This window comes from Aliiruegeria sabulilitoris, assembly GCF_001558155.1.
GTDB lineage: Bacteria > Pseudomonadota > Alphaproteobacteria > Rhodobacterales > Rhodobacteraceae > Tropicimonas > Tropicimonas sabulilitoris.
This window is the reverse complement of sequence record NZ_LOAS01000008.1, coordinates 51,957-70,556: the sequence shown is the minus strand read 5'-3', so window position 1 is coordinate 70,556 and position 18,600 is coordinate 51,957. Positions and strand designations below refer to the sequence as shown.

The window sequence follows — 18,600 nt, the reverse complement described above, 5'->3', positions numbered from 1 at the left end:
ACCAGAAGAAGCCTGAAGATTCTCTGATTTCCTCTGACCGAAGACATCCGGGGGCAGCGCCCCCCTCCAGCAATTGGAATGGCGCGAAACGGGCCGCACAGGGAGACGTTCTGCCGCTTGCGGCCGGGTTCGGTATCGCTATCATGCGCCGAAATCTGAATTCCGAGGGCAGGTATGCCGTTCATGTCAAAACTGAAATGGATAGATCTGCCGCCGCTCTGGCTACTGCTCTTTCTTGCGTTGGCATGGGTTCAGGCGACGCGGTTGCCGTTGGGTCTGATCGATCACCCCGTTACGGACCTGCTCGCGGGGATGCTGATCGGCGGCGGGCTGCTGATGATGGCTGTGGCCGTGGTCCAGATGCGCCAACACCACACGACATTCATACCGCATAAGCATGCCAGCTTCCTGGTGACCAACGGTGTGTTCTCGCATTCGCGCAACCCGATCTATCTCGGTGACGCAATGGTCCTGCTGGGTTGCATCCTGCATTGGTCTGCCTGGCCGAGCCTGGTTCTGGTGCCGCTTTTCATGTGGGTCATCACGGATCGCTTCATTCACGAGGAAGAATCGTGGCTCAAAGAGGATTTTGGCCCCGAATTTGATCAATGGTCGCGCAAGACGCGACGTTGGCTGTGAGCATAACGCCGCGCTCTGCGGATTGGGCTGGAAAAGGTACATTCGAGGTGCGATGAACGCCCTCGGAGAACGCCATGTGTGGTCGGGCTGAGCCCGGACTGCATCCGAACGAAAGGGACGGAGACGTGAAGATAGGTTCCCCGCGGGAGGTATTCCCGGGCGAGTCACGTGTCGCTATGACACCGGACTCTGCCACGCAGCTTCAAAAGCTAGGGTATGATTGCGCGATCGAGAGCGGAGCGGGCTTGCTTGCCGGTTTCTCGGACGCGCTTTACGCAGAGGCTGGTGTCGAGGTCTTGGGCAGCGCGGAGGAACTGTTCGCCGCCTGTGATGTCATCGCCAAGGTGCGGCCGCCGGAAGATTCGGAAATTGAGCTTCTGACGCCGGAGAAAACGCTGATTTCCTTCTTCTATCCTGCCTCGAACGAGGCGCTGATGGAGGCCGCGAAGGACAAGGGCGCGAGCGTCATCGCGATGGACATGGTGCCGCGGATCTCCCGCGCGCAGAAGATGGACGCACTCAGCTCCATGGCCAATATCGCCGGCTACCGCGCGGTGATCGAGGCGGGCAACAATTTCGGCCGTTTCTTCACCGGTCAGGTGACCGCTGCGGGCAAGGTGCCGCCGGCCAAGGTTCTGGTCGTGGGCGCCGGCGTTGCCGGTCTGGCCGCGATCGGTACTTCCACCTCGCTCGGTGCGATTACCTATGCCTTCGATGTGCGCCCTGAAGTGGCCGAACAGATCGAATCCATGGGCGCCGAATTCGTTTATCTCGAGTTTGACGAAGAGCAGACGGACGGGGCCGCAACGGGTGGCTATGCCGCGCCATCCTCGCCCGAGTTCCGCGAAGCCCAACTGGCCAAGTTCCGCGAGCTTGCCCCGGAGGTGGACATCGTCATCACCACCGCGCTGATCCCGAACCGGGATGCGCCGGTGCTCTGGACCAAGGACATGGTCGAGTTGATGAAGCCCGGCTCTGTCATCGTCGACCTCGCCGCCGAGCGTGGCGGCAACTGCGAACTGACCGTCAAGGACGAGAAGATCGTCACCGACAACGGCGTGACAATCGTCGGCTACACGGACTTCCCGAGCCGCATGGCCGCGCAGTCCTCGACGCTCTACGCCACCAACATTCGCCACATGATGACGGACCTGACGCCGGACAAGGACGGCAAGGTCAATCACAACATGGAAGATGACGTGATCCGTGGCGCCACGATTGCGCATGAGGGCGCGATCACCTTCCCACCGCCGCCGCCAAAGATTCAGGCGATCGCGGCGCAGAAGCCCAAGGAGCCGGTCAAGGAGCTGACCCGTGAGGAGAAGCTGGCCATCGAGCGGGAAGAGTTCCGCAAGCAGACCCGCAGCCAGGCAATCCTGATCGGTGTCAGCGCGGCAGTTCTTCTGCTGGTGGGGGCCTATGCGCCTGCGAGCTTCATGCAGCACTTCATCGTCTTCGTGCTGGCCGTCTTCGTCGGCTTCCAGGTGATCTGGAACGTCGCGCATTCGCTGCACACGCCGCTTATGGCGGTTACCAACGCGATCTCCTCGATCATCATCCTCGGTGCATTGATGCAGATCGGATCGGGGTCCTTCCTCGTCATCCTGCTGGCGTCGTTGTCGGTCTTCATGGCCGGTATCAACATCTTCGGCGGTTTCCTCGTCACCCGGCGCATGCTCGCCATGTTCCAGAAATCCTAAGGAGGGCGAGACAATGGAAGGCTTTACCACTGCCGCCTATATCGTTGCGGCTGTCCTCTTCATCCTGTCCCTCGGGGGACTTTCGGGCCAGGAAAGCGCCAAGCGCGCCGTCTGGTACGGTATCGTGGGCATGGCGCTGGCCGTGTTTGCCACGCTGATCGGCCCGGGCTCGGGCTTCTGGCTGCTCTCGCTGATCCTGGTTGCCGCTGGCGGTGCCATCGGTGTCGTGGTCGCCAAGCGCGTCCAGATGACCGAGATGCCGCAACTCGTTGCCGCCATGCACTCGCTGGTCGGTCTCGCGGCTGTCTTCGTGGGTTTCAACGCCCATTTCGAGCTTGGCCGTGTGCTCGGTCTGGACGAGGCCGCGCGGCACGATCTGGCTGGCTTCGCCGCCGCCCTCGTGCACAAGCTTGAAAGCCCGGACGCGGCGGCCCTGATCAACATCCTGAAGGTCGAGTTGTTCCTCGGCATCTTCATCGGTGCGATCACCTTTACCGGCTCCGTCATTGCCTTCGGCAAGCTTGCCGGCTCCATCGACGGCAAGCCCAAGCAGCTCCCCGGCGGTCACCTGCTGAACGCGGCGGCGGCGATCATCTCGCTCGTCTGTCTCGTCTGGTACTTCAACACCGGCGGTTTCTTCCCGCTCTTCCTGATGACGCTGGCCGCGCTCTTCATCGGCTACCACCTCATCATGGGCATCGGCGGCGCCGACATGCCCGTCGTGGTCTCGATGCTGAACAGCTACTCGGGCTGGGCCGCGGCGGCCATCGGCTTCTCGCTCGGCAACGACCTGCTGATCGTGACCGGTGCCCTCGTGGGTTCCTCGGGTGCGATCCTCAGCTACATCATGTGCAAGGCGATGAACCGGCACTTCGTCTCGGTGATCCTCGGCGGCTTCGGCGGCTCGGGCGAACCGGCGATGGAAGTCACCGGCGAACAGATTGCCATCGACGCCGATGGCGTGGCCTCTGCGTTGGAAGATGCCGACAGCGTTGTCATCATCCCGGGCTACGGCCTCGCCGTGGCGCAGGCTCAGCAATCCGTTGCCGAGCTGACCCGCCGCCTGCGTGCCAAGGGCAAGGAGGTTCGCTTCGCGATCCACCCTGTTGCCGGCCGTCTGCCGGGCCACATGAACGTGCTGCTGGCCGAGGCCAAGGTGCCTTATGACATCGTGCTGGAGATGGACGAGATCAACGACGACTTCCCGGAAACGGATGTCTCGATCGTCATCGGCTCCAACGACATCGTAAACCCGGCCGCCCAGGACGACCCCAACTCGCCCATCGCCGGCATGCCGGTGCTGGAAGTGTGGAAGTCCAAGGTGGTCTTTGTCTCCAAGCGGGGCCAGGGCACGGGCTATTCGGGCATCGAGAACCCGCTTTTCTACAAGGACAACACGCGGATGTTCTTCGGCGACGCCAAGAAGAGCCTGGACGACCTGCTGACGCGGATCGACTGAGCCAACCCGGAAAACGAACTGGAAAGGGGCCGCCTTCGGGTGGCCCTTTTGCTGTTGCGGAAGGTGATTGATTCCGGAGGGGACTGGACACGCTTGCCCGCGCTGGATGCTGTTTCGAACGGGCTCTTGACGCAGGTAAAGGGGGGCGTCGCTCCTCCGCGCGCTCTCCTCAGGATATTTGGCGAAAGAGTATGTGCCTGCGTGCGCCTGAGTGCCCGCGAGAGCGGGGAACCATCTGTTCCACGGCTCTCGTTCCAGAAAGAGCTTGAGTCGGACCCGCAATGTGCGATCCTTGGCGATAATAATGACATAAATCAGGGGGATATCGTGGCCGACACACATGGCGCCGAGGGGGTGCCCGAACTTCCTTTCTACATGACAGCTCCGGGCGATACCGACGTGCTTTACGTGGTTGTCGTCGTCTTTGTCTTGGTTTTGATCCTCCTGCTGGGGCTGTTCTATTTCAAACTGCACGCCCTGCCTGAGCAGATGGCGCATCAACGCGGCCGGACGCATATGCAGGTTGTCGCAATTCTCGCGTTGTTGGCGCTGTTCACACATAACAACCTGTTCTGGATCGCCGCGCTGCTACTGGCCGCAATCGAGTTTCCCGAGTACGGGCGCTATTTCCAGACGATAAGCCAATCTTTGGAGAAGATCGCAAACCGGGACGACAAGGGGACGGAACCCGTTGTGGCCACGGATGCTCCGCCCGATGTCGCGGAAAGCGGCGACGGCGACTCCATAGCGCGGGAGGGATGATCGATGCTTGAAGTCATCTTGTGTTCGATACTGACCATCCTGCCGGATTATCTCTATCGCCGTTATGCTCAGGGCAAACGGTTCGGCGAGGAAATCACGCTCTTTACCGTCTGGTACGAGCTGCGTGTCGGCATCACGACCTGCCTCATGTTGACGGTCACGCTGATCACGATCGTCTTCTACTATCACCCTTCGACGACGGATGTGTCCTCCTTCTTTCGGACCGTGGCGATCAGTCCGGAGGGGATCGGCCGGGTGAAAGAGGTCCATGTCGCGAATAATACCGAAGTAAAGGCGGGCGAGGTGATCTTCACGCTTGAGGACGACTCCCAGCAGGCGGCTGTTCGGACGGCCGCACAACGTATCGCCGAGGTGGAGGCCGAGTTCGTCACCGCCGACGCAGAGCTGGCCGCCGCCCAAGGCGGTGTGGACCAGGCGCAGGGCGCCCTGACACAGGCCGTCGAGGAATACGAGTTGCGCAAGAAGCTTCTGGACGAGGGATCCGCTGCAACGAGCCCGCGTGAGGTGGAACGGTTGGAAAACACGGTCGACTCCCGTCGTGGTGGCCTCGAAGCCGCGCAAGCGCAGTATGATGCGGTTGAGACCAAGATCACCGTCGCGCTCCCGGCCAAACAGAAAACGGCGGAAGCCGCGCTGGAGGAAGCCAAGGCGGCGCTTGCCAAGACGGTCGTCTATGCGCGAGTCGACGGGATCGTGCAGCAATTTGCACTACAGCCCGGCGATGTTGTGAACCCGGTGATGCGGCCTGCGGGTGTGCTCGTGCCGCCGCAGGTGACCGACGGCTATTTCCAGGCAGGTTTCAACCAGTTGGCAGGGCAGGTTGTCCAGCCGGGGATGCTGGCGGAAATGACCTGTCTCTCCCTGCCATTCGTCATCGTTCCGATGCGGGTCAAATCGGTCATGCCGTTCATTCCCGCCGGGCAGTTCAAGCCCTCCGACAACCTGATCGACATCCAGGACCGGGCGCGTCCGGGCACGGTGCCGGCGATGCTCGAGGAGATCTACCCCGGATCCACGGACAGGATCCGGCCCGGCTCGAAATGCATCGTGAACGCCTACACGGTGAATCACGAAAAGCTGGCAAACGAAGATCTCGGTTTCTGGGAAGGGATGTTCCTGCACATGGTGGACACCGTCGGGTTGGTGCATGCGCTGATCCTGCGTATCCAGGCCTTGTTGCTGCCGGTAAACACCCTGGTGCTCACCGGGCACTGACGCGCGACTCTGATCGAGAGAGTGCCGCCGGGCAGAGCCCGTGCGGCGGGGCAGGGGCGCCGCTTCGCGGCGCCCCTGTTGCTGTCCGATTTCGTGTTGTCTGGTGGACCCGGTCAGTCTTTCGGGCGCAGCGTAAGCCAGATGAGTGCGCCACCCGCGAGGGCGAGGAAGGGTATCATGGCGATATTGACCGAGACCCAGCCGACCTGCGTATCGCCGCCGGAGCAGTTCATCAGCCCGCCCGAGACCACGGATGCAACCGCCACGCAGCCGAACACGAGCGTGTCGTTCATGCCCTGAACCCGGCCGCGTTCTTCGGGCGCATGGGCCTGTGAGAGCATGGTCGTCGCGCCGATAAAGCCGAAATTCCAGCCAACGCCCAGAAGGATCAGCGCGACGAAGAAATTGCCCAGCTCAACCCCCTGCAGCGCCACGGCACCGGCAGCGGCGAGGATGAGCAGCCCGGTCGACACGATGGCCCGGACGCCGAAACGGGCGATCAGGTGCCCGGTGACGAAGGAGGGGGCGAACATAGCCAGCACATGCGCGGTGACGACGAAACCGGCGGTTTCGGTGTCGAAGCCGCAGCCCACGACGGCAAGTGGCGTCGAGGTCATGACGAGGTTCATCAGCGCATAGGAGACCATGGCGCAGATGATGGCTACCAGCACATTGGGGTCGCGCAGCAGCTCGCGGCGGGTACGCCCCGTGGGCGTGCCGGGTTTGGGCAAGGGCGGCTTGGGGATGTCGAGCAGGAAGAACAGGCCCATGCCGACGATATTGATGCCGATGGCGCCGAAATAGGTGCCGAGGAACGGCACCACGAAGGCATCGGCCAGCGATGTGCCGAGCGTCGGCCCGATCACGGCCGAGACCAGCCCGCCGGCGAGCACATAGGAGATGGCCTTGGGGCGAAACTCCTCGGAGGCCGTGTCGGCGGCGGCAAAGCGGTAGAAACCCTGCGCGGAGACATAGATTCCGGTGAAATAGGAGCCGAGCAGGAAAATCGCGAAACTGTCGGTCCACAGGCCATAGGCCGACACGGAGGCGCCAACTACGCCGCCTATTCCACCGATGAAGAAGCCAAGCTTCCGGCCAAGCAGTTGCATGGCCGAGGACAGCCAGGGTGCGGTGGTCATCGAGCCGATGACGATCAGCGAGATCGGCAGCGTCGCAAGGCAGGCATTGGGCGCGAGCATTCCGCCCGCCAGGCCCGCGACCGTGTAGATCATCGCGACCTGCGAGCCGAGGATTGCCTGCGCCGCGACGAGGATCGCCACGTTGCGCTTGGCACGGGCGTCCTGCGGGGCGGGGGAGGGAGAAACTGCGTCGGTCATCGGATCCGCTTTGCCCGCGATTGCCCGGCAAGGCAAGGGAGCCCGACCGACGAATGCGCAGGATTCGGGCTTTTCGGGATTTCCGCCTCAGCCTAGTTTCGCCGGGAGAGCAAAAGGACAGCCCGTGACCGATATTGGCAGGATCATCGAGACCCATGATTGCGTGGCCGAAGGCAGCGCCTTCCTTGCTGCGCGGGAACCGCGTTTCGCGCAGGCCTTGGAGCAGACCGGCCCGCTGCCGCTGCGTCGTCGCAAGGATGGCTACGAAGCGCTGCTCTCGGCGATTGTCAGCCAGCAGGTGTCGGTGGCGGCGGCGAATGCGATCTGGGGAAAGCTGAAACAGGCGCGCCTGACCGGCCCGCGCAAGGTGGCATGGGCGAGCGAGGAGGAGCTGCGCGCTTGCGGGCTAAGCCGGCAAAAGGTGCGCTATGCCAAGGCGCTGAGCGAGGCGCGGATCGACTACGCCGCGTTGCGGGGTGCGCCAGAGGAGGAGATTCTGGCCCGGCTGACCGATGTGCCTGGGATCGGGCGTTGGACCGCCGAGATCTATGCCATGTTCTCGCTGGGGCGCGCCGATGTCTTTGCACCTGGCGATCTTGCCTTGCAGGAAGCGGCACGGATGCTGTTCGAGCTGGAGAAACGCCCCACCGAAAAGGTGCTTCGCGAAATGGCTGCGGACTGGTCGCCCTGGCGGGCGGTGGCCGCGCGGCTGCTTTGGGCCTATTTCCGGGTAGCAAAGGCGCGTGAGGGCATACGCTAGCGCGATCAGCTCTCGTGGCGCGGCTCTGCTGACGCCGCTCAGAGCAAGCCGGTTTCCATGCCACGCAGCGCCGCCGTGGTACGGTCGCCGGCCCCGAGCTTGCGGTAGATCCGGCGGATATGGGTGTCGACGGTATGCGGAGAGATGCCGAGGATTTCCGCGATCACCGAGTTGCTCTTGCCCCGTGCGATCCAGCGCAGGATTTCCGCTTCACGCGGGCTGAGCCCTATTTCGCATTCTCCTCGCTCGTGCGGCAGCGGCGACACCGGCAGCATGTCGAGCAATCCGAGGATTTCGGAGAGACGTTCGCGGTCTTTCTCTGTCCAGTCCACCAGTTCTACCGGATGCTCCAGGTAGAGGCTGCGCAGCCGTGCGAGCGCGACGCAAATCCTGTCGAATGCCTGATGGAGTTCCTCGCATTGAGGCGGCTTTCGATCCGAACGGTCGGTCGAGAGATCGTACAGGTCGAGTGCTGGCATCCGCTCTGCTCCCTCCAGCAAAGAATTCGCGCGTCCGGGACGCGGTGCGATCCGGCTTCGTTGCATTATGATGGTGATTTGCTTTCATCTTGGATGTAGGAAGTGGTGGCCGAATTGCAAGCGTTTCAGTTGCGAAATAGTAGCGGAATTGGGTCTGCATCGGTACTGGCGAGCCGGCGCGCATCGCGATAGAGCGGGGCAAAGGAGTCAAGTATGACCGTCGCAAATGTCATCTGCATCAAATGGGGCACGCTCTTCGGGCCGGAATATGTGAACCGGCTCTATTCCGGCGCCCGGCGGAACCTCACAGCGGATGTGCGATTCTTTTGCATGACGGAGCATCGTGAAGGGCTGCATCCGGATATCGAGGTGCTTGAGTTGCCGGTCGAGCCTTATCTGGACGAGATGGACGCAGCGCTTGCGGTGGCCAATCGGCAGGGCGCGATGCGCAAGGTCAGCCTGTTCCGGCGGGGCCTCATTCCCGACCTGGAGGGGCCGCTGCTGGGGTTCGACCTCGACGTGGTGATCACCGGAGATCTCGACGAATTGCTGCATTTCGCTCCGGGCAAGGTGGCGATGCGCGCCGACTGGGTCGAGGCGCGACGCGGGCGCAAGACGGGGCATGGCTCGGTGTTTCGCTATGATCCCGCGCTGCACGGCTGGCTTTATGACACGCTCGCGGCCGACCCCAGGGGGCAGGTTGAAAAGGCGCGCGGCTCCGAGCAGCGTTACACCTCGACGCTTGCGCAGGAGCGGGGCGAATTCGCCTATCTGCCGCCCGACCAGGTGGTGAGCTTCAAACATGGCTGCCTGCGCCTTCCGCCGATGAACTATCTCGCCGAGCCACGCCTGCCGGAGAATGCGCGCGTCGTATGTTTCCATGGTCGGCCCAAGATGAGTGAGGCGGTGGAGGGCTATCACGGCTCCATCATCCGCCACACGAAGTCCTGTTCCTGGCTTCGGGAACACTGGATCGACCGCGCGCGGGAGGACCTTGGCGCCGAGTGGGGGTGACAGACGGCGCTTTAAGGCCCTATCAATTCTTCTGAGGCGTGAGGAAACGCTCATGACCAGGGGAGAGAGATCATGCGTTATCTGGCAATACTGTTTTTTGCGATGGCCAGCGCGGCCAATGCCGATCCGGTCGGTATCACCAAGGACATGATGAGCGTGGAGGTGGAGACCGAGGATGGGACGGTCGAAATCTCGCGCGTGCAGGACAACGCAGCGGTTATAGAGGGTGATTTCGCCCAGATCGCGCGGCCTTGCCCGAGTTTCTGTATCCAGCCGATGATTCCCGCCGAGGGCGTGACGCCGATCGGCGAACTGGAATTGCTGGCCTTCCTTCAGGATCCTGAGGTGGTGGTGATCGATGGGCGTGTGCGGCCCGACTACCAAGGCGGGGCCATTCCGGGCGCAATCAACGTCCCCTATACCGAAGCCGCCGATCAGCTTGGCCTGCTGGGCTGCGAGCCCGATTTCGATGGGTGGATCTGCGATGGCGAGGACGTGAAGTCCGCCGCACTTTATTGCAACGGCCCGTGGTGCGGCCAGTCGCCCGCGGCGGCACGGAGGATGATCGAAGCGGGGTTCCCTGCGGAGAAACTCTATTACTACCGCGCCGGTATGCAGGGCTGGAGGATGCTCGGTCTGACGGTTTACCAGCCGGGCGGCTGACGCAACGCTTCAGCCTCCGGTATGGCTCATGTGGCGGGGCATTTGCCCGTCCACCTGCTGCCGCGAATAGTCGAAATCATGGCCCTTGGGCTTGTTCCTGATCGCGGCGCGGATGGCGTCGTCGAGTGCCGGCGCGGTGGCCGAGCGCAGGGCAGGGCGCAGGTCCGCGCGGTCTTCCTGGCCAAGGCACATGTAGAGTTCGCCGGTGCAGGTCAGCCGCACGCGGTTGCAGCTTTCGCAGAAATTATGGGTCAGCGGCGTGATGAAGCCGATTTTTTGCCCGGTCTCGTTCAGCCGGATATAGCGCGCGGGCCCGCCGGTGCTCTCGGCGAGGTCCGTGGTGGAATAGCGTTCCTCCAGCCGCGCGCGCAGATCCTTCAGCGACCAATACTGGTCCAGCCGGTCCTCGTTGCCCATGTCGCCCATCGGCATGACCTCGATGAAGGTCAGGTCCATGTCGCGCTCGGCGCACCAGGCGACCATGTCGAACAGCTCGTCCTCGTTGAAGCCCTTGAGGGCGACGGCGTTTATCTTGATCCGCAGCCCGGCCGCCTGGGCGGCGTCGATCCCGCGCAGCACGGAAGGCAGGCGCCCCCAGCGAGTGATCTGCGCGAACTTCTCCTCGTTTAGCGTATCGAGCGAGATATTCACCCGTCGCACGCCCAGCCCGGCCAGATCGGCGGCGAATCGGTGCAGTTGGGAGCCGTTGGTGGTGAGCGTCAGCTCATCGAGCGCGCCAGTCTCGAGATGGCGCGACATCGCCTCGAAATAGGTCATGATCCCGCGGCGCACGAGCGGCTCACCGCCGGTGATGCGCAGTTTGCGCACGCCCAGCCGGATGAAGGCCGAGGAGACGGTGTCTAGCTCCTCCAAAGTCAGCAATTCCCGCTTTGGCAGGAATGTCATGTCTTCAGACATGCAATAGCTGCAGCGGAAATCGCAGCGGTCCGTTACGGATACCCGAAGATAGCTCACCGGGCGTTGGAAAGGGTCGATAAGGGGCGCATCCATGGCGGGCAGGCTACGCCGAGCGCGCAGGTGAGGCAAGTCCGGCAAAGCCTGTTGCCTGTCGCGGCGTCGGACGGCAGGGTGTGAGGGAAACAGATGGAGCAGGGAGCCGGAGATGAATAGGCGGAACTGGATCGTGCTGCTCGTGCTCGTGACTGCCGGATGTGGCGTGGGGGCAAAGCTTCCCATCGGCAAACCGGTCTCAACCGTGGCCGGGACGGATGCAGAAATCGGCACTCAAACCAACGTAAGCGCGCCGGTGCCGGCGGCGGATGCGCAGACACCCGAGCAGTTGGACACGACCACGGCGCAGGAACGCGCCGCAGCGGCCGCCGCGCCGGCCGTGATCTCCGAGGTGCGCCTTGGCACGACGATCGCTTCGCTCGGCGATCCGACCGATCCGGGTTTCTGGGCCGAAACGGGCCTCGTGGATCAGGTCGTCATGGGGCGGCTGGAATATCCCGGTGCGGGCACATCGGTTCAGGTGGAACTGCGCCCCTCGGGTGGCTCGCCGGGATCGGGAACGCGGGTGAGCCTTCCGGCCATGCGGGTGCTGCAGGCGCCGCTGACCGAGCTGCCGGAACTCGTCGTCTTCAGCGGTTGAGCGCCGCCCTGGCTGCGCGCAATGCAGGCCGTCCGGCGTGTCGGAGCTGTCGTTGCCCGCTTACCAGTCCCGGGCCTCGCCGTGCAGCGCCGAGAGCGCGCCGTTTATACGGCGATGAAGATCCGTAATGCGGGTGCGTTCGGAATCGGGCGCACCGCCGGAGCATTCGGGCTTGGCCAGTGCCATGCTCAGCTCGTTGCGGGTATTTTCCAGCTCCTGCGTGATTTCGCGGATGCGACCGGTGGAGTCTGTAACAATGGACATGGGGGACCTCAGTAAGAAAGTGGAACTGGGATGCGGGTGTCCTTCACGACACGCGCGGTGACGCCGCCAAGGAAGTCCTCGGGGAATTTCGATTGCTCACGGGCAGCAAGGCCCGTCGCGTGTCTTCCATCTTCGAGAGGCGGCGAGACGTGGCGCAGCGCAGACCCCGCGCTGGCGGAGCCGTCGCTCGAGACGAGAATGTCGCGGCTTCTCATGCCTCTACCTCCTGGACCGCCCGGATCGGGCGGGGAACACAGATCCGGTCATCGGCCGGTTGCGGGTCCTGCGGATAAACCCGGATGCGTTCCAGTTAAACCCGTCCTTGAAGGAAAAATCCACAGGCGCGTCAATTCGGTCCCGGACCGTACCGGGCCAGCCCCCGCTCGGGCGCCCGTCTGTTTGCGTGTTCGCGGTCGCGGGCTGTGCCCGTGGCGACGTATGGAGCCTCTGCGGCGAGGGTGGCGAGACGTTCTTCCGGACCTTCCTCGGGCTACCGGTCACATCTTCCTGAAGCCCGTTGCCGGATGCGAAACCCTCCGCTAGGGTCCCGCGCATGATAGTAGAACTTGGCCATTTCGCCCTCGTCCTCGCCGCGCTAGTCGCGATCGTTCAGATGACCGTCCCGCTCGTGGGCGCTTCCCGCCAATGGCCGGGATGGATGGCCGTGGCCGAACCTGCGGCTATCGTCCAATTCCTGCTGGTCGCCTTCTCCTTCGCTGCGCTGACCTATGCCTTTGTCACGTCGGATTTCTCGCTGCGGCTGGTGATCCTCAACTCCCACACGGCCAAGCCGATGCTCTACAAGGTGTCGGGCGTCTGGGGGAACCATGAAGGCTCGATGCTGCTCTGGGTGCTGATTCTGGCGCTGTTCGGCGCCTGCGCGGCGGTATTCGGGGGCAATCTGCGCCCATCGCTCAAGGCGCGCGTTTTGGCCGTTCAGTCTTCGATATCGGTGGCCTTCTACGGTTTCATCCTGTTCACCTCGAACCCGTTCACCCGGCAGGGCATGCCGGTGCCGATGAACGGGGAGGATCTCAATCCGCTCCTGCAGGACCCGGGCCTCGCCTTCCACCCGCCCTTCCTTTACCTCGGCTATGTGGGCCTCTCCATGGCCTTCTCCTTTGCCATCGCGGCCCTGCTGGAGGGCAAGGTGGACGCCGCCTGGGGCCGCTGGGTGCGGCCGTGGACGCTGGCGGCCTGGCTCTTCCTGACCATCGGCATCGGGCTTGGTTCCTGGTGGGCCTATTACGAGCTTGGCTGGGGCGGGTTCTGGTTCTGGGATCCTGTGGAGAACGCCTCCTTCATGCCCTGGCTGCTGGCCGCCGCACTCCTGCATTCGGCCATCGTGGTCGAGAAGCGCGAGGCGCTGAAAAGCTGGACCGTCCTGCTTGCCATCATGGCCTTCGGCTTCTCGCTGATTGGCACCTTCCTCGTGCGCTCCGGCGTCATCACCTCGGTGCACGCCTTCGCCAATGATCCCGAACGCGGCGTGTTCATCTTGATGATCCTCGCCGTCTTCATGGGCGGCGCGCTCACGCTCTATGCCGCCCGTGCCTCCGCGATGGAGGCCAAGGGTGTCTTCGGCATGATCAGCCGCGAAAGCGCGCTGGTGACCAACAATATCCTGCTCGCCGTCGCCGCTTTCGTGGTGTTTGTCGGCACGATCTGGCCGCTGGTGGCCGAGATGGCCTTTGGCCGCAAGCTCTCGGTCGGCGCGCCGTTCTTCGACGCGGCCTTCACACCCTTCATGGTCGCGCTCACAGCGATCCTGCCTGTCGGCGCCATGCTGCCCTGGAAACGGGGCAACCTGAGACGCGCGATGCAGCCGCTCTGGGGCGTGCTGGCGCTCTCCATTGCCGGTGGCGCGCTTGTCTGGGTGATGCAGACGGGCGGTTCCATGCTGGCGCCGGTGGGCTTCGTGCTCGCCACATGGGTGACACTCGGTTCGCTCGTGGATCTGTGGACCCGCACCGGACGGGGTGATTTCTCCAGCAAGCTGCGCCGCTTGCGCAGCCTGCCCGGCGCCGATTGGGGCAAGTCCACGGCCCATATCGGGCTGGCAATCACGGTGTTCGGCATTGCCGGGCTGACGGCCTGGGAAACGGAGGATATCCGTGTGGCCTATGTCGGCGAGCGTTTCGAACATGCCGGCTACGAGATCGAACTGCGCGAAGTGCATGACGTGCAGGGACCGAACTACATCGCCACCACGGCGAGCATGGCCATCTACCGCAATGGCAAGGAAGTGTCCGTTCAGCACCCCGAGAAGCGGGTTTACCCGGTGGCCGAGATGCCCACCACGGAGGCCGGGATCGATAACGGGTTCTGGCGCGATATCTATCTCGTCATCGGGGACCGTCAGAGCGATGGCGGTTGGGCCGTGCGGACCTATGTCAAACCCTTCGCCAACTGGATCTGGATGGGCTGCATCGTGATGGGGCTGGGCGGGGTCCTGTCGCTCACCGACCGCCGCTACCGCATCGCTGCCGGCGCGCGCAAACGCAAATCCCACGCCGCCGGAGTGCCCGCCGAATGAAACGACTGCTCTTTGCCCTGATGCTCGCGGCCACACCGGCGCTCGCGGTGACGCCGGCCGAGGTTCTGGACGATCCCGCGTTGGAAGCCCGCGCGCGGGAGATTTCCAAGGAGTTGCGCTGCCTTGTCTGCCGTAACGAGAATATCGACGAGTCGAACGCGGAACTGGCCGCCGACCTGCGGGTTCTGGTGCGGGAACGCCTCGTCGAGGGCGACACGGACGAGCAGGTCGTCGACTATGTCGTCGGCCGCTACGGCGAATATGTCCTGCTCAAGCCAACCACGACCGGGGCGAACCTGATCCTCTGGATCACCGGCCCGGCGCTCCTGCTGATCGCGGGCGGGGTGGGGTTTGGCTATGTGCGCGGCCGGCGCAGGGCGCCCGACGCCTCCGCCACCAGTCTGAGCAGCGAAGAAGAGGCGCGGCTGAAGGATCTTCTGGAGGAGTGACGCGCGGTTTTCCGCGTCCGGCCCTTTCCTGCGCCGGCGTCATGCCTATTGTTCCCATCGACGAGTGAGAGGGAGACCCAGGTGCATTACGACACGATCCGCTACGCGATCCGCGACGATGTCGCCATCGTGACCATGAACCGCGCCGAGGTGATGAACGCGCTCAACACCCAGATGCGGGCCGAGATCGCGGATGCGATGAAACAGGCGGGCGGCGAGGCGCGGGTCGCGGTTCTCACGGGCAAGGGGCGCGCCTTCTGCTCCGGGCAGGATCTGGGCGACCGGGCCAATATCGGCAATATCGACCTCGAACGCACGCTGCGGGACGAGTACACGCCGCTGCTTCGGGCGATCTATGACAGCCCGATCCCGACCATCGCCGCCGTCAACGGCGCGGCGGCCGGGGCAGGGGCCAACCTCGCGCTTGCCTGTGACGTGGTGATCGCGGCCGAAAGCGCCGTCTTCCTGCAGGCCTTCGCGCGGATCGGCCTGATGCCCGACGCTGGCGGAACGTACTGGATGCCGCGCCAAATGGGCTTTGCCAAGGCCATGGGCGCTTCGCTCTTTGCCGAACCAATCACGGCCAAACAGGCCGATGACTGGGGCATGATCTGGGAAGCAGTGCCCGACGAGGGCTTTGCCGATCACTGGTGGAAACGGGCGCTGCACCTGGCCCAGGGCCCAACCGCCGCCTATGCCCATATCAAGCAGGCCCTGCGCGAAGGCTTCGACAACACGCTGGAAACGCAACTGGAACTGGAAGCGCGCCTTCAGGGCGAATGCGGCCACACCCGCGATTTCAAGGAAGGCGTGGTGGCGTTTCTCGACAAGCGCAAGGCCGAGTTCGAGGGGCGGTGAGGCAAACCGCGGCCAACAGAACGAACGCAAAATAGCCTCCATGAGTTGCACATGGAGGCGATGGCGGACATGTTGAGGGCTGGAGTATAGACAGTCCAAACGGCCCAAGCTGGCGCGCCAAGGCTCCTATGGGCCGTGGAAAAAAACTCAGCACTTCTGGTTTGACGGCTCCCAAAGCCCCTTGTCGTTGCAGTAGTTGAAGACCCCGCCAATGCACATACGCGCGCCCTTGTTGTAGCGCTCGCCATTCAGAAGGCAGGTTGCAGATTGGCTGACGCGGTACTGGCCATCCAAAAGCTCTGTGAACGGTGCTGGTTTTGGCGCCAGTGCTTGTAGTCCGGTCTGATCAATTGCGAGGGCGTTGCCGGTGAAGGCCAGGGTGAATGCCGCAATAGCGAACGCGAGTGATCTCGTCATGGCAGAAACTCCTCTGTTTCGTGACGGTGTTCCAAACACGGGGCCAAGCAGTCCCCTGTTTGCCAAGGTTCTCCATGATCCAGATCAATTGGTATGTTTCGAATGTGTATTTATTCTGTTCCCGGGGATCATCAGGGTATAATTCCCCCGATGATACCGAATGGGAGATGGCCGCTGCCGGAAACCGAGCAAGCGGAAGGCTCAGGGTCCGGATCGATGTCCGGACGCACATCTGTCGAAGCGGTGCAGTGTTCTAGAACTTCTCGGGCTGCGCCTCGCGGGCCATGTGGTCGAGCACGGCATTGACGAATTTCGGCTCGCGGCCCTCGGGGAAGAAGGCCTTGGCCACGTCCACGAATTCCACAATCACCACCTTGGGCGGTGTCACGGCTTCCACCAGTTCCGCCCCGGCCGCGCGGAACAGCGCCCGCAGCGTGGGGTCGATCCGCGCGATCGGCCACTTGGCCACCAGCGCGCGGTGGGTCATCTGGTCGATCTTCGCCTGCTCGTTCACCGCCGTGAAGACCAGCTTGCGGAAGACCTCCGGGTCGCCCTCGGCGAACTCGCCGATATCGTCATAGCTGGCACCAAAGCGCAGATCCTTGAACTCCTTGACGACCGACTCGGTCGTCTGGCCGGAGCTTTCCATCTGGAACAGGGCCTGCACGGCATAAAGCCGAGCGGCCGAACGCATCTGTTTCTTGTCGGTCATGCGGTTTTGGACCCATCCGGTTCGCCGGCGAGCAGGATCTCGTCGCGCGGGGGCTTGAAGCCTATTTCTTCCTTTGCGCCGCCGTATTTGCGGGTCAGCGCGATCAGGTGCAGCGCTGCCGCGGCTGCGCCGCCGCCCTTGTTCTGCCCGGCCGCTTCCGCCCGCGCCACGGCCTGTTCGCGATTCTCCACCGTCAGGATGCCGTTGCCGATACATGCCCCGTCCAGCCCCAGCAGTTGCAGCGCGCGCGAGCTGTCATTGCAGACCGTATCGTAATGCGTGGTCTCGCCGCGAATGACGCAGCCCAGGGCCACGAAGCCGTCGAAATTCGCCTGGCGATAGGCGATGCGGATCGCGGTCGGCACTTCCAGCGCCCCGGGCACCTCGACCAGCTCCCATTCCCCGCCGGCCTTCTCGATTTCCGCCTTGGCGCCGGCAACCAGCTCGTCGGCGATGTCCTTGTAATAGGGGGCGACGACGATGAGCAGCTTCACCGGCTTGTCGAAGCTCGGCAGCGGAAGCGTGTAATGGGTCTCGGCTTGAGCCATGGTTTACTCCGTGATCGGACGGGTGCCGGCAATGGTCAGCCCATAGGCGTCCAGGCCGACATAGCGTGTGGCGGGCGAATTGGTCAGCAGAACCAGTTTGTCCAGTCCCAGCTCCGACAGGATCTGGGCGCCAAGACCGGTATGCTTGACGGTGCGCGGACCTTCTTCTTCCTCGCGGTGCAGCTTGGGCTGCGGCTCGCGGAACAGGCAGACAACACCACGGCCTTCCTTGGCGATGATCTCCATCGCACGCCCCAACAGGTCGGGCCGGTCCACGCCAATGCCCAGCAGGTCGGCCAGCGGGTCGAGCGCATGGGTCCGCACGAGCACCGGCTCCGGCGTGGTGATGTCGCCCTTGACCAGCGCGACATGCTCCGTGCCCTCGGTGCCGTCGGTAAAGATGCGCATCTCCCAGTCGCCACCGAAATGCGAGGTCACGTTGCGGCGCTCGGTCTCCTGCACGAGATTGTCGTGCCGGCGGCGATAGGCGATCAGGTCGGAGATCGTGCCGATCTTGAGCCCGTGCTTCTGGCCGAAGGCGATCAGTTCGGGCAGGCGGGCCATGGTGCCGTCTTCACTCATGACCTCGCAGATCACGCCCGAGGGGTTGAGCCCGGCAAGCCGGGAGACGTCCACTGCGGCCTCGGTATGACCGGCCCGCACCAGAACGCCGCCATCGCGCGCGCGCAGCGGGAAGACATGACCGGGCGTGGCGATATCGGCCGCGGTGGAGGCGCTGTCGATGGCCACGGCCACCGAGCGGGCACGGTCATGGGCCGAAATGCCGGTGGTCACGCCTTCGCGCGCCTCGATCGAGACGGTAAAGGCCGTCTCGTGGCGCGAGGAATTGTAGGAGGCCATCAGCGGCAGGCCGAGCGCGTCGATCCGCTCGCCAGTCAGCGTCAGGCAGATCAGCCCGCGCCCATGGGTGGCCATGAAGTTGATCGCGTCGGGCGTGGCCATCTGGGCCGGGATGCAAAGGTCGCCTTCGTTCTCGCGGTCCTCGTGATCGACAAGGATGAACATGCGGCCATTGCGAGCGTCTTCGATGATCTCCTCGATCGGAGAAATTGCGTCGGCATAGGATTCGGTCAAGGTCGGCTCCCCGGGAAATGTAGGCTCTGGTAGCCCAAGGCCGCGCGCTTTACCAGACAG

21 protein-coding genes are annotated in these 18,600 nt (G+C 63.6%); 12 read left to right on the top strand and 9 right to left on the bottom strand.

Translation table 11 applies throughout. The annotated features are described in order from the left end of the window. The first annotated feature begins 183 nt into the window (after positions 1 to 183). The 5 genes from AX756_RS07875 (at position 184) to AX756_RS07855 (ending at position 5,796) form a co-directional block, all read left to right on the top strand. Positions 184 to 639, top strand: coding sequence for a methyltransferase family protein (locus AX756_RS07875; protein ID WP_194247526.1), 456 nt, complete (start codon positions 184 to 186; stop codon positions 637 to 639). Between the two features lie 125 nt (positions 640 to 764). Beyond that, positions 765 to 2,339, top strand: coding sequence for a Re/Si-specific NAD(P)(+) transhydrogenase subunit alpha (locus AX756_RS07870; RefSeq protein WP_068310116.1), 1,575 nt, complete (start codon positions 765 to 767; stop codon positions 2,337 to 2,339). Positions 2,340 to 2,352: 13 nt separating this feature from the next. Next, positions 2,353 to 3,798 (top strand): NAD(P)(+) transhydrogenase (Re/Si-specific) subunit beta, encoded by a 1,446-nt coding sequence (locus AX756_RS07865; protein ID WP_068309914.1) that lies wholly within the window; start codon positions 2,353 to 2,355, stop codon positions 3,796 to 3,798. A gap of 327 nt (positions 3,799 to 4,125) precedes the next feature. After that, positions 4,126 to 4,560: a hypothetical protein gene (locus AX756_RS26340; protein WP_231701007.1), complete on the top strand. Its 435-nt coding sequence runs from the start codon at positions 4,126 to 4,128 to the stop codon at positions 4,558 to 4,560. 3 nt (positions 4,561 to 4,563) lie between these two features. After that, positions 4,564 to 5,796 (top strand): HlyD family secretion protein, encoded by a 1,233-nt coding sequence (locus AX756_RS07855; RefSeq protein ID WP_068309913.1) that lies wholly within the window; start codon positions 4,564 to 4,566, stop codon positions 5,794 to 5,796. 113 nt (positions 5,797 to 5,909) lie between these two features. Here AX756_RS07855 and AX756_RS07850 read toward each other — a convergent pair whose 3' ends face one another. Beyond that, positions 5,910 to 7,133 carry an MFS transporter gene (locus tag AX756_RS07850; RefSeq protein WP_068309912.1) on the bottom strand — a complete coding sequence of 408 codons (1,224 nt, stop codon included), beginning with the start codon at positions 7,131 to 7,133 and terminating at the stop codon, positions 5,910 to 5,912. 124 nt (positions 7,134 to 7,257) lie between these two features. Between AX756_RS07850 and AX756_RS07845 the strand changes: the two genes are divergently transcribed. Beyond that, positions 7,258 to 7,893, top strand: coding sequence for a DNA-3-methyladenine glycosylase family protein (locus tag AX756_RS07845; protein ID WP_231701006.1), 636 nt, complete (start codon positions 7,258 to 7,260; stop codon positions 7,891 to 7,893). A gap of 38 nt (positions 7,894 to 7,931) precedes the next feature. Here the strand turns inward: AX756_RS07845 and AX756_RS07840 are convergent, their stop codons facing one another. Beyond that, positions 7,932 to 8,372, bottom strand: coding sequence for a helix-turn-helix transcriptional regulator (locus AX756_RS07840; protein ID WP_068309911.1), 441 nt, complete (start codon positions 8,370 to 8,372; stop codon positions 7,932 to 7,934). Positions 8,373 to 8,585: 213 nt separating this feature from the next. Between AX756_RS07840 and AX756_RS07835 the strand changes: the two genes are divergently transcribed. Next, positions 8,586 to 9,386, top strand: coding sequence for a glycosyl transferase (locus AX756_RS07835; protein WP_068309910.1), 801 nt, complete (start codon positions 8,586 to 8,588; stop codon positions 9,384 to 9,386). Positions 9,387 to 9,458: 72 nt separating this feature from the next. Then, complete coding sequence (locus AX756_RS07830; RefSeq protein WP_068309909.1) at positions 9,459 to 10,049, top strand: rhodanese-like domain-containing protein; 591 nt, start codon at positions 9,459 to 9,461, stop codon at positions 10,047 to 10,049. A gap of 9 nt (positions 10,050 to 10,058) precedes the next feature. On the opposite strand, the gene moaA is transcribed toward AX756_RS07830, so the two are convergent. After that, positions 10,059 to 11,060 carry a GTP 3',8-cyclase MoaA gene (moaA, locus tag AX756_RS07825; RefSeq protein ID WP_068309908.1) on the bottom strand — a complete coding sequence of 334 codons (1,002 nt, stop codon included), beginning with the start codon at positions 11,058 to 11,060 and terminating at the stop codon, positions 10,059 to 10,061. Between the two features lie 112 nt (positions 11,061 to 11,172). On the opposite strand from moaA, the gene AX756_RS07820 reads away from it, so the two are divergent. After that, positions 11,173 to 11,661 (top strand): D-galactarate dehydratase, encoded by a 489-nt coding sequence (locus tag AX756_RS07820; RefSeq protein WP_194247525.1) that lies wholly within the window; start codon positions 11,173 to 11,175, stop codon positions 11,659 to 11,661. A gap of 60 nt (positions 11,662 to 11,721) precedes the next feature. Here the strand turns inward: AX756_RS07820 and AX756_RS07815 are convergent, their stop codons facing one another. Continuing rightward, the gene (locus tag AX756_RS07815) at positions 11,722 to 11,925 is read right to left on the bottom strand and encodes a hypothetical protein (protein WP_068309907.1); all 204 of its coding nucleotides are present in this window, start codon (positions 11,923 to 11,925) and stop codon (positions 11,722 to 11,724) included. Positions 11,926 to 11,933: 8 nt separating this feature from the next. Continuing rightward, a complete protein-coding gene (locus tag AX756_RS07810) occupies positions 11,934 to 12,140 on the bottom strand; it encodes a hypothetical protein (RefSeq protein WP_068309906.1) in 207 nt (68 codons plus the stop codon). Between the two features lie 338 nt (positions 12,141 to 12,478). Between AX756_RS07810 and AX756_RS07805 the strand changes: the two genes are divergently transcribed. The 3 genes from AX756_RS07805 (at position 12,479) to AX756_RS07795 (ending at position 15,768) form a co-directional block, all read left to right on the top strand. Beyond that, positions 12,479 to 14,461 carry a heme lyase CcmF/NrfE family subunit gene (locus tag AX756_RS07805; RefSeq protein ID WP_068309905.1) on the top strand — a complete coding sequence of 661 codons (1,983 nt, stop codon included), beginning with the start codon at positions 12,479 to 12,481 and terminating at the stop codon, positions 14,459 to 14,461. Further along, positions 14,458 to 14,910, top strand: a complete 453-nt coding sequence (locus tag AX756_RS07800; RefSeq protein WP_068309904.1) for a cytochrome c-type biogenesis protein — start codon at positions 14,458 to 14,460, stop codon at positions 14,908 to 14,910. The genes AX756_RS07805 and AX756_RS07800 overlap by 4 nt, the downstream gene beginning before the upstream one ends. Before the next feature lie 81 nt (positions 14,911 to 14,991). Next, complete coding sequence (locus tag AX756_RS07795; RefSeq protein ID WP_068309903.1) at positions 14,992 to 15,768, top strand: enoyl-CoA hydratase-related protein; 777 nt, start codon at positions 14,992 to 14,994, stop codon at positions 15,766 to 15,768. Between the two features lie 147 nt (positions 15,769 to 15,915). Here the strand turns inward: AX756_RS07795 and AX756_RS07790 are convergent, their stop codons facing one another. The 4 genes from AX756_RS07790 to ribB form a co-directional block, all read right to left on the bottom strand. Next, a complete protein-coding gene (locus AX756_RS07790; RefSeq protein ID WP_068309902.1) occupies positions 15,916 to 16,185 on the bottom strand; it encodes a hypothetical protein in 270 nt (89 codons plus the stop codon). 253 nt (positions 16,186 to 16,438) lie between these two features. Beyond that, positions 16,439 to 16,897 carry a transcription antitermination factor NusB gene (gene nusB, locus AX756_RS07785; RefSeq protein ID WP_068309901.1) on the bottom strand — a complete coding sequence of 153 codons (459 nt, stop codon included), beginning with the start codon at positions 16,895 to 16,897 and terminating at the stop codon, positions 16,439 to 16,441. After that, entirely contained in the window at positions 16,894 to 17,445 is a 552-nt protein-coding gene (locus AX756_RS07780) for a 6,7-dimethyl-8-ribityllumazine synthase (protein WP_068309900.1), read from the bottom strand. Before AX756_RS07780 ends, nusB begins: the two co-directional genes overlap by 4 nt. Positions 17,446 to 17,448: 3 nt before the next feature. Then, positions 17,449 to 18,540: a 3,4-dihydroxy-2-butanone-4-phosphate synthase gene (gene ribB, locus AX756_RS07775; protein ID WP_068309899.1), complete on the bottom strand. Its 1,092-nt coding sequence runs from the start codon at positions 18,538 to 18,540 to the stop codon at positions 17,449 to 17,451. Positions 18,541 to 18,600 lie beyond the last annotated feature (60 nt).

What these genes read in the sequence shown, in the direction of transcription:
- AX756_RS07875 (WP_194247526.1), top strand. Translation starts at nt 184, where the DNA reads ATGTCAAAACTGAAATGGATAGATCTGCCGCCGCTCTGGCTACTGCTC.
- AX756_RS07865 (WP_068309914.1), top strand. Translation starts at nt 2,353, where the DNA reads ATGGAAGGCTTTACCACTGCCGCCTATATCGTTGCGGCTGTCCTCTTC.
- AX756_RS07855 (WP_068309913.1), top strand. Translation starts at nt 4,564, where the DNA reads ATGCTTGAAGTCATCTTGTGTTCGATACTGACCATCCTGCCGGATTAT.
- AX756_RS07850 (WP_068309912.1), bottom strand. Translation starts at nt 7,133, where the DNA reads ATGACCGACGCAGTTTCTCCCTCCCCCGCCCCGCAGGACGCCCGTGCC.
- AX756_RS07840 (WP_068309911.1), bottom strand. Translation starts at nt 8,372, where the DNA reads ATGCCAGCACTCGACCTGTACGATCTCTCGACCGACCGTTCGGATCGA.
- AX756_RS07835 (WP_068309910.1), top strand. Translation starts at nt 8,586, where the DNA reads ATGACCGTCGCAAATGTCATCTGCATCAAATGGGGCACGCTCTTCGGG.
- AX756_RS07830 (WP_068309909.1), top strand. Translation starts at nt 9,459, where the DNA reads ATGCGTTATCTGGCAATACTGTTTTTTGCGATGGCCAGCGCGGCCAAT.
- moaA (WP_068309908.1), bottom strand. Translation starts at nt 11,060, where the DNA reads ATGGATGCGCCCCTTATCGACCCTTTCCAACGCCCGGTGAGCTATCTT.
- AX756_RS07820 (WP_194247525.1), top strand. Translation starts at nt 11,173, where the DNA reads ATGAATAGGCGGAACTGGATCGTGCTGCTCGTGCTCGTGACTGCCGGA.
- AX756_RS07815 (WP_068309907.1), bottom strand. Translation starts at nt 11,925, where the DNA reads ATGTCCATTGTTACAGACTCCACCGGTCGCATCCGCGAAATCACGCAG.
- AX756_RS07810 (WP_068309906.1), bottom strand. Translation starts at nt 12,140, where the DNA reads ATGAGAAGCCGCGACATTCTCGTCTCGAGCGACGGCTCCGCCAGCGCG.
- AX756_RS07805 (WP_068309905.1), top strand. Translation starts at nt 12,479, where the DNA reads ATGATAGTAGAACTTGGCCATTTCGCCCTCGTCCTCGCCGCGCTAGTC.
- AX756_RS07800 (WP_068309904.1), top strand. Translation starts at nt 14,458, where the DNA reads ATGAAACGACTGCTCTTTGCCCTGATGCTCGCGGCCACACCGGCGCTC.
- AX756_RS07790 (WP_068309902.1), bottom strand. Translation starts at nt 16,185, where the DNA reads ATGACGAGATCACTCGCGTTCGCTATTGCGGCATTCACCCTGGCCTTC.
- nusB (WP_068309901.1), bottom strand. Translation starts at nt 16,897, where the DNA reads ATGACCGACAAGAAACAGATGCGTTCGGCCGCTCGGCTTTATGCCGTG.
- AX756_RS07780 (WP_068309900.1), bottom strand. Translation starts at nt 17,445, where the DNA reads ATGGCTCAAGCCGAGACCCATTACACGCTTCCGCTGCCGAGCTTCGAC.